The sequence below is a fragment of the Oscillochloris sp. ZM17-4 genome (genome assembly GCF_019599295.1).
Classification (GTDB): Bacteria; Chloroflexota; Chloroflexia; order Chloroflexales; family Chloroflexaceae; genus Oscillochloris.
Genome location: NZ_JAIEWN010000048.1, coordinates 16,700 through 25,433 on the forward strand (window position 1 = coordinate 16,700; position 8,734 = coordinate 25,433).

Below are 8,734 nucleotides of genomic sequence, written 5' to 3' on the forward strand. Positions count from 1 at the left end.
AATGGCCGATTCTGAAACATGCCTTAGTGTAGGTGCCGATAATGGGGTGCAGATTGCGTGTGACGCCTGGTGAGGTGCTGGGTGGAGTGTACGCCCACGGCTATGCAATGTCTGTGAATGCTACGCGCTTAGCTCGTATAGACGATTTAACCATATACTAACTTTTTGGACAATAGTACTTCTGCTTTTACCTCCTACTACCAATAGTACGCTCGCGCGCGCAATTGACCGGCTGCGCGGGGGCGCATACAATAGGGGCATACGCATACAAGGATTGGGGAGCTACAGTGAATATCCGCGAGGCGATTATCGCCGTCGTCGGCGGGCGTGACCTGGGCCAGGCCGAGGCGGCGATGGTGATGGATGAGATTATGACGGGCGCGGCCACCCCGGCCCAGATCGGCGCCTTCCTGACCGCGCTGCACCTGAAGGGCGAGACGGACGCCGAGATCGCCGGCATGGCCGATGTGATGCGCCAGAAGGCCACCCCCGTCTACTTCGACGGCCCGGTCGCCGATACCTGCGGCACCGGCGGCGATAGCTCGCACACCTTCAACATCAGCACGACGGCGGCCTTCGTGGCGGCCGGCGCCGGCCTGACGGTGGCCAAGCACGGCAACCGGGCCATGTCGAGCGTCTGCGGGAGCGCCGATGTGCTTGAGGGGCTGGGCGTGAAGATCGATCTGGACGCCGAGGGCGTGGCCCGCTGCCTTGGCGCGGCCGGGATCGGCTTCATGTTTGCGCCGAAGTTCCACCCGGCCATGCGCTTTGCCGGGCCGGTGCGCCGCGAGATCGGCATCCGCACCGCCTTCAACATCCTCGGCCCGCTCACCAACCCGGCCCGCGCCCGCCACCAGGTGCTCGGCGTGGCCAGCGCGGCCCTGGCCGAGAAGCTGGCCCGCGCCCTCAGCCGCCTCGACACTGTCCACGCCCTGGTGGTCCATGGCGACGGCGGGGTGGACGAGCTGACGCTGAGCGGGCCGAACCTGATCTACGATGTGCGCGGCGGCAAGGAGCCCACGCCGCAGACGGTCGCCCCGGAGGACCTCGGGCTGGCCCGCGCGCCCCAGTCGGCCCTGCGCGGCGGCGATGTGGCCGCCAACGTGGCCATCCTGCGCGCCATCCTCTCCGGCGAGGAGACGGGGCCGCGCCGCGATGTGGTGCTGCTGAACGCCGCCGCCGCCCTGGTGGCCGGCGACCTCGCCCCCGATCTGGCGGCCGGCCTGGCGATGGCCCGCGCCAGCATCGACGAGGGCCGGGCGCGGGCGCGCCTGGAGCGCATGGTCGCAGTGAGCAACGCGAGATTGTAGATTGCAGATTGTAGATTGCAGATTGTAGATTGGCTGTTCCAATCTGCAATCTGCAATCTGCAATCTGCAATAGCACTATACATGCCGAGCGCGTCCAGTTCACCCCCGCCCCGCCCGACCGCCTCCGAGGACGAGGTGCGCCTGGAGCGCCTGCGCGAGCGGCGGCGGCGCTACCCGCTCTGGCGGCTGGTGTGGGCCAACCTGCGCGATGATGTGCGCCTGCTGCGCCAGGCATGGTTCCCGCTTGTCGCCCTGCTGCTGGTGCTGGTCGGCGGCACGCTCTACCTCTTCCTCGACTACTTCCCGGCCAGGATGAGCTGCGCGCCGCCGCTCTGTGGCGTCGACCTGGCCCAGGCGCTCTACGAGACGCTCCAGCTGCTGATCTTCCAGAGCGGCCTGGACTTCCCCAGCGACCCGCTGGGCCGGCTGCTCTTCTTCGCCATCCCGCTGCTCGGCCTGTTCTTCCTGCTCCAGAGCGCGATCGACCTCGGCCGGCTGATCTTCGATAAGAGCGTCAGCCCCGAGCAGTGGCAGGTCTCGCTGGCCCGCACCTTCAGCGGCCACGTGATCGTCTGCGGCCTCGGCCGGGTGGGCTACCGCACGGCGCTGCAGCTGCTCGACGCCGGCTATGATGTGGTGGTGATCGAGACGGCCTGGGACAGCGAGTTTGTGGCCACCGCCCTGCGCCTGAAGGCGCCGGTCATCCTGGGCGACGCCCGCGACCCCGATGTGCTGCGGCAGGCCGGGCTGGGCCGCGCCCGCGGCCTGATCGCGGCGATCAACGACGACCTGACAAACATCGAGATCATCCTCGCCGCCCGCCGCCGCCGGCCGGGCATCCAGACGGTGCTGCGCATCTACAACCGCGAGCTGGACACGAACCTGGAGCAGAGCTTCGGCCCGAACACCGCGTTCAGCATCTCGACCCTGGCCGCGCCGACCTTCGCCGCCGCCGTGGTGGGCCGCGCCATCGTCCAGGTGATCAGCCTGCCCGAGGGCATGCTAGGCATCGCCGAGCTCACGGTGGAGCCGGAGAGCATGCTCTCCGGCTTTGTGGCCGGCGTCGAGGAGCGCTACCGGGTGCGCGTGCTGCGCCACCGCGACCCGGCAGGCCGCGAGCGCCGGCGCGGCGTTATGCAGAAGATCGACGCCGGCGACGTGGTGCTTATGCTCGGGCGCCTCGACGATCTGGAGCGCGCCCGGCTCGATAACACGCCCCAGAGCAAGATCGACTTCCTGCGCTCGCTACCGCCGAAGGCCTCCGGCGACCAGCTCAACACGGTGATCGTCTGCGGCATCGGCCAGGTTGGCATCCAGGTGATCCGGCTGCTGCTGGCGAGCGCGCCGCACTCGGAGATTGTGGCCGTCTGCCTGCCCGAGACGCCGGCGCCGATCATCGCCGAGATCGAGGGATTGGGCGTGCGGGCGCTGCGCGGCGACGCCCGCGACGCGCGGGTGCTTGAGGAGGCCGGGCTGGCGCGGGCCTACACGCTGGCCTCGCTCTACAGCAACGACCTGCTGAATGTGCAGGTGGGCCTGGCGGCGCGCGGCCGCCGCCCCGACATCCACCTGGTGCTGCGGGTGTTCAGCGATGTCCTCGCCGAGCGCCTGGCGGCCCTCTTCGGCATCAACACGGCCTACAGCACCTCGGCCCTCTCGGCGCCGGCGCTGGCCGCCGCCGCCGTGCTGTATGATGTCGGCTACGCCTTCGATGTCGGCGAGCGGCTGCGCCCTTACGAGCAGTGTGGCGCTGCTGCGCCCTTACGTACGGCGGCGGGCGGCGATGATCAGGCCGGCGATGAGGACGGCGGCGATGGCGGCGAAGGCGAGGTAGCCGGGCCCGGATCGGGCAGGAGTCGAGTCAATCCCTGCCGCCAGCGGTGCCGGGCTGGCCGAGGGGACCGCCTCCGGTGTCCGCCGCCCCGAGTCATCCGGCGCGGCGGGCGGGGCGGTGGGGCTGGCCGGCGGCGCGCAGATCACGTCGATGCCCATGACGGGCGGCTGTGCGCCCTCGCTGGAGTCGCCCGCGCCCCAGGCCCAGCCGTGTACGTCGCCGTCGCGGACGCGCACGTTGGCCGCGCCGAGGGAGGCGTAGCGCCAGCCGTCGCCGTCGAGCACCTGGTAGGCCCAGTAGACCGCGCGCGCCCCGTCGCGCTGGCAGAAGCAGCCCACGGCGGGGTAGTCGCAGCCCTCGGGGCCGATCTTGCAGACGGCTGCGCCCATCCCGCTGGACTGGGTGACGGCGGGGATGCCCGAGCGCTCGAGCAGGTCGATGCCGCTGATCTCGTCCTCCTCGAAGGCGACGCAGGCCGTCTGGACGCTGCCGTCGCCATACTGCACCACCAGGCCGGCGCGGTGGGGCGCGGGCTGGGCGGATGCGGTGGCGGCGGTCAGGGCCAGGATGATGATCAGGAAGAAGGTACGCATATCATCCACGGGTAGGGGCGCAGCAGTCGCCCGGATGGCATAGGCCTGGAGGCTGTGGAAACGTCTGCGACTGCTGCGCCCCTACGGGTACGCCCGGACGATCCTGCGCAGGCCGAGGCCGGCGGCGGCGAGGGCCAGGCCGGCGAGGGCCAGGCCGGCGGCGGGCATCTGGGCGGGCGCGCCGGTGGCGGGCAGGCCGGCGGCGGGCGCGACGAGGGCCTGGGCGCCGGCGACCTTCGTCACCTTCAGAGGGAAGGCCTTGCCGAGCAGGGCGGCGATCGACTGGTAGGTGGCGAGGGCGTTATCGTCGGGCAGGGCGCTCTGGTAGCGCATGGCGCCGCCGGGGTTCTGCATGGCGACGAGGGCGTCCACCGGCCCCTTTCCGCCGTTGGTGAAGGCGGCGGGGTCCTGGCCGAGGGCGACGAGGGCCTGGATGACATTGGCGGTGGAGTTGGCGTCGCTGTCGTGGCCGTAGGGCGAGGACTGGGAGTAGGGGAAGCCGCCGTCGCTGTTCTGCTGGCTGCGCAGGTAGGCGAGGGCCTTTGCGCGCACCGCGCCGGCCTGGGGCTGGCCGACGAGGGCCTGGAGGGCCAGGCTGGTGGTGTTGGTGTCGCTGCCGGTGGCGGCGGTGCCGTCGAAGCTCCAGCCGCCGTCGTCGAGCTGGAGGCCGGCGAGGCGGTCGAGGGCGAGGGCGGGCGGCGTGGCGCCGGCGGAGCGGATGGCGAGCAGGGCCAGGGCGTGGCCGAAGACATCGGCGCCGTACTGTCCGCTGGCCGGGTCGTAGCTCTTGCCGATGGCGGCCAGCAGGTTCTCGCCGCCGAAGCTGGCCGGGTCGGCCCCGGCGGCGGTGGCGGCGAGGGCGAGCTTGGCGGCGGCGCTGACGCCGCCGGAGGCGACGTAGGCGGCGGCCTGGGCCTCCAGGTAGTCGAGCGGGCTCTTGCCGCCCTTCGTCACGCCGGCGGGGTCCTGGCCATCGGCGACGAGGGCGAAGACGACGTCGGCGGTGTCGCCGGGGCCGAAGCCGGGGAATCCGCCGTCGGCCTGCTGCTGGGCGCGGGCCCAGGCCAGGGCGGACGCGGCGGCCCGGGGTGCGGAGGTCTGGGCGCGGGCGGCGGGCGGGGCGAGGCCGGCGAGCAGGGCGGCGGCGATCGCGAGGGCGGCGAGCGTGCGGCGCATGGTGGCTCCTTGGGATTGCAGATTGTAGATTGCAGATTGCAGATTTACGAATTGCCGGTTGCAGCGGCAATCTGCAATCTGCAATCTACAATCTGCAATAAAAAAACCTCTCCAGGGTGTGGAGAGGGTGTGGAGAGGCAGGGATGCGGATCGCTGCGACCACCTCACCCCTTACCAGCGCGGGCGTGAACGGCGTATCCGCAGGGGTAGGCATTCTGGCTCGCCGCGGGGTGGCCGCGACTCACAGCAGCGTGGACTGCGCCGGTTTCTCACCGGACTTTCCCACATTAAGCCCTTCGCTTCCTCCGGGCCCCCTGCGATGTCTCTATGATCTTGTTAATGGGCGCAATCGTAGCACAGGGCGGGGCGGGCGTCAATCGGCGACCTGCGCCAGCACATCGGCGAGCACGGCGATCGCCCGGCGGTACTCGGCGACCTCCACGTGCTCGTCGGGGGTGTGGTCGAGCCGCGAGTCGCCGGGGCCGTAGGCGACGATCGGGCAGCCCCAGGCCGGGCCGACGACGTTCATGTCGGCGGTGCCGGTCTTGTGGAGGAAGGCGGGCTGGCCGCCCTGGGCGCGGATGGCGCGCACGAAGGCCCCGGCGAGCGGGGTGGTGCGCGGGCTGCGGAAGGCCGGGCAGCCGCCCTCGGCGCGCAGCTCGGCCGGGGCGGCGAGGGCGGCCAGCTCCTCGGCGAGGGCGGCGGGGTCCACGCCCTCGGGCAGGCGCAGGCCGACGGTGGACTCGGCCCAGTCGTGGAGGCCGTCGCCGCCGCTGGCGACGCGGCGCAGCGAGGGGATGAGCTGGGCGAAGAGCTTCTCCTGGCCGGCGTTGTGGGCGGCGCAGCGGGCCTGCACGGCGGCCCAGAAGTCGGCCATGTGCTCGGGGGCGGCGCGCAGCTCGCCGGCGCTGTGGGCGGCGGGCTGCGCGTGGCGGTAGTGGGCCAGCAGGCGGCCCTTGTAGCCCAGGGTGATGCGGTCCCAGCCGCTGGGCTCGCCGATCACGCAGAGCTGGGGGGCGTACTGGCCCTTCGCGTGGTGGGCGCCGCGCGAGCTGGCGGCCTCCTCCTCGGTGGCCCCGACGAGGGCCAGCCGGCAGCGCAGGCGGCCCTCCAGCTGGGCGCGGCGGGCGGCCATGACGAAGGTGGCGAAGGGACCCTTGGCGTCCACCGCGCCGCGCCCGTAGAGCCGGTCGCCCTCGACCCGCACCGGGATGAGGCCGGGCACGGTGTCGATATGGCCGAGCAGCACCACCAGCGGCCCCGACTCGCCGAGGTGTCCCACGGCGCTGCCCGACGGGTCCACGAACGCGTCCCAGCCGAAGCCGCGCATCTGCGCGGCGAGGAATGCCGCCGCCTCGCCCTCCTGCCCCGAGAGCGAGGGGATGCGCAGCAGCGCGGTCAGAAACTCTAGCTCGTCCACAGCAGGCCCCCTATTCCATAGCGCCCCGTCGCGGCCCGAGTATAGCACCATATCAGCGAGCGGGGAGCGAATGGACGAATGCCCGCATTCGTTCATTCGCTCCCATCCGTTATACATTTGACGCGCCCCTGCCCCGCATGGTACTATAGTCGACGTCCGCCGAGGTAGCTCAGCGGTAGAGCAAACGGCTCATAATCGTTAGGTCGCGGGTTCGAATCCCGCCTTCGGCACCAGACGTGAGTGTTGAGTGTTGAGCGTTGAGTGTTGAGTTGTAACGACTCAGCACTCGACACTTGATGTTCAACACTTTTTTTATGCACGACGCGCTGACGAACCGGGTGGGCGAGTTCTTAGCGGCTCAGGGTCTGCGCGGCCCCGCGGCCCTAATCGTCGTCGCCGTCTCCGGCGGCCCCGACTCGCTCTGCCTGCTGCACGCGCTGGCGGCGCTCGCCCGCGCCGGCGGCCCGCGGCTCCACGTCGCCCACCTCGACCACGGCTTCCGCGGCGAGCAGTCGGCCGGCGAGGCCCGCGCGGTGGCCGAGGCCGCCGCCGGCTGGGGCATCCCCGCCAGCATCGCCCGCGCCGACGTGCCGGCCCTGGCCCGCGCCTCGGGCGAGGGGGCGCAGGCGGCGGCCCGCCGCGCCCGCTACAACCTCCTGGCCCAGGTCGCCCGCGACACGGGCGCCCAGGCCGTGGCCGTGGCCCACACCGCCGACGACCAGGCCGAGACGGTGCTGCTGCACGCCCTGCGCGGCGCCGGCCCCGCCGGCCTGCGCGGCATGCGCCCCGTGGTGGGCTGGGGCGAGTGGGCCGGGGGAATGTTGAATGTTGAATTGAGAATGTTGAATGCTGAGGACAATGCTCGACATTCCACATTCCACATTCCACATTCCACATTGCTGATCAGACCCCTGCTCGACACCTCCCGCGCCGAGGTGCTGGCCTACTGCGCCGCGCACGGCCTCAGCCCGGCCGACGACCCGAGCAACCGCTCGCCGCGCTACGCCCGCAGCCGGGTGCGCCAGCGCCTGCTGCCCGCCCTCGCCGAGGAGAACCCCCAGGTGGTGGCGGCCCTCGGGCGCACGGCCCGGATCTGCGCCGACGACTATGACTTTATGCAGCGGGCCCTCGACGCCGCATGGCCCGCCCTGGCCGTCGAGCGGCCCGGCAGCGTCGCGCTGGGCCTGGCGGCGTGGCGCGATCTGCACCCTGCCCTGCGCCGCTACGCCCTGCGCCGCGCCGCCGCCCGCCTCGGCGCGCCCGAGCTGAGCTTCCCCCAGGTCGAGGCGGCCCGCGCCGCGATCGACGCCGGGAGCCCGCGGCGCGTGGAGATCGCCGGCGGGCTGAGCCTGGAGTTCGGCTACAATAGCGCCCTGATCAGGGCCGCCGGGGCGCCGCCCGAGCCGGACACGCCCCAGCTCGCCGGCGGGCGGCTGGCCCTCGTCGCGCCCGGCCGCACGCCGCTCGGCGGCGGCTGGGCATGCGTGGCCGCCGAGGAGCCGCCGGCCCAGCCCTCGCCCTGGTGGGTCGCCGTCTCGGCGGAGCTGGCCGGCGAGCTGGCCCTGCGCCGCCGCCGGCCCGGCGACCGCATCCGCCCCGCCGGCGGGCGCGGCGGCCGGCGGCTCCAGGACTTCTTCGTGGACCGGAAGGTGCCCCGGCGCCTGCGCGACGCATGGCCCATCCTCGTCGCCGGCGAGGCCATCCTCTGGGTGGCCGGGCTGCGCGCCGATGCGCGCGCCGGCGGGCGCGGCGGGGCGGTGATCTGGGTGGGGATCGTCAGAGAGACAGAATGAGGAGCGGCCACACGATGCACGCTGATATCGCCAAGGTGCTGATCGACGAGGGGCAGATCCAGGTCCGGGTGCGCGAGCTGGGCGCGCAGATCTCCGCCGACTACCGCGATGCCGACAACCTGCTGCTGGTGGGCGTGCTGAAGGGCTGCGCCATGTTCATGATGGACCTGGTGCGGAACATCGACATCCCGCTCTCCTTCGACTTCATCGCTGTCGCCAGCTACGGCGAGAGCACCGAGTCGAGCGGCGTTGTCCGCATGCTCAAGGACCTCGATGTCGACATGGCCGGGCGCCACGTGCTGATCGTCGAGGATATCATCGACAGCGGGCTGACCCTGGCCTACCTGCGCAGCCAGATGCAGCGGCGCGGCCCGGCCAGCCTGCGCATCTGCACGCTGCTCAACAAGCCCGAGCGCCGCACCGCCGATGTGCCGGTGGACTACCTCGGATTCGATATCCCCAATGAGTTTGTGGTCGGCTACGGCCTCGACTACGCCGAGCGCTACCGCAACCTGCCCTATATCGGCGTGCTCAGGCCTGAGGTGTATACATTGTAGATTGCAGATTGCAGATTGTGCCAATCTACGCAATACCGCAAAACTCGCCCT

At 71.5% G+C, this 8,734-nt stretch carries 6 protein-coding genes, 1 tRNA gene and 1 riboswitch; of the genes, 5 read left to right on the forward strand and 2 right to left on the reverse strand.

All coding sequences use genetic code 11. The annotated features are described in order from the left end of the window. The first annotated feature begins 287 nt into the window (after positions 1–287). On the forward strand, positions 288–1,310 hold the full coding sequence (gene trpD, locus K2Z83_RS23535; RefSeq protein WP_220597619.1) for an anthranilate phosphoribosyltransferase: 1,023 nt from the start codon (positions 288–290) through the stop codon (positions 1,308–1,310). 15 nt (positions 1,311–1,325) lie between these two features. Continuing rightward, positions 1,326–3,752: an NAD-binding protein gene (locus tag K2Z83_RS23540; protein ID WP_255604446.1), complete on the forward strand. Its 2,427-nt coding sequence runs from the start codon at positions 1,326–1,328 to the stop codon at positions 3,750–3,752. Positions 3,753–3,818: 66 nt separating this feature from the next. Here K2Z83_RS23540 and K2Z83_RS23545 read toward each other — a convergent pair whose 3' ends face one another. Both K2Z83_RS23545 and K2Z83_RS23550 read right to left on the reverse strand, forming a co-directional pair. After that, the gene (locus K2Z83_RS23545; RefSeq protein WP_220597620.1) at positions 3,819–4,913 is read right to left on the reverse strand and encodes a prenyltransferase/squalene oxidase repeat-containing protein; all 1,095 of its coding nucleotides are present in this window, start codon (positions 4,911–4,913) and stop codon (positions 3,819–3,821) included. Between the two features lie 187 nt (positions 4,914–5,100). Continuing rightward, a riboswitch (cobalamin riboswitch) is annotated at positions 5,101–5,244 on the reverse strand. Between the two features lie 42 nt (positions 5,245–5,286). Beyond that, the gene (locus K2Z83_RS23550; RefSeq protein WP_220597621.1) at positions 5,287–6,384 is read right to left on the reverse strand and encodes a [LysW]-lysine hydrolase; all 1,098 of its coding nucleotides are present in this window, start codon (positions 6,382–6,384) and stop codon (positions 5,287–5,289) included. Positions 6,385–6,491: 107 nt separating this feature from the next. Here K2Z83_RS23550 and K2Z83_RS23555 point away from each other — a divergent pair. The 3 genes from K2Z83_RS23555 (at position 6,492) to hpt (ending at position 8,683) form a co-directional block, all read left to right on the forward strand. After that, positions 6,492–6,566, forward strand: a tRNA-Met gene (locus K2Z83_RS23555). A 63-nt stretch (positions 6,567–6,629) separates the two neighbouring features. Further along, positions 6,630–8,126, forward strand: a complete 1,497-nt coding sequence (gene tilS, locus K2Z83_RS23560; RefSeq protein ID WP_220597622.1) for a tRNA lysidine(34) synthetase TilS — start codon at positions 6,630–6,632, stop codon at positions 8,124–8,126. A 14-nt stretch (positions 8,127–8,140) separates the two neighbouring features. After that, positions 8,141–8,683, forward strand: a complete 543-nt coding sequence (gene hpt / locus K2Z83_RS23565; protein WP_220597623.1) for a hypoxanthine phosphoribosyltransferase — start codon at positions 8,141–8,143, stop codon at positions 8,681–8,683. The last annotated feature ends 51 nt before the right edge of the window (positions 8,684–8,734 follow it).

What these genes read in the sequence shown, in the direction of transcription:
- K2Z83_RS23550 (WP_220597621.1), bottom strand. Translation starts at nt 6,384, where the DNA reads ATGGTGCTATACTCGGGCCGCGACGGGGCGCTATGGAATAGGGGGCCT.
- hpt (WP_220597623.1), top strand. Translation starts at nt 8,141, where the DNA reads ATGCACGCTGATATCGCCAAGGTGCTGATCGACGAGGGGCAGATCCAG.
- K2Z83_RS23545 (WP_220597620.1), bottom strand. Translation starts at nt 4,913, where the DNA reads ATGCGCCGCACGCTCGCCGCCCTCGCGATCGCCGCCGCCCTGCTCGCC.
- tilS (WP_220597622.1), top strand. Translation starts at nt 6,630, where the DNA reads ATGTTCAACACTTTTTTTATGCACGACGCGCTGACGAACCGGGTGGGC.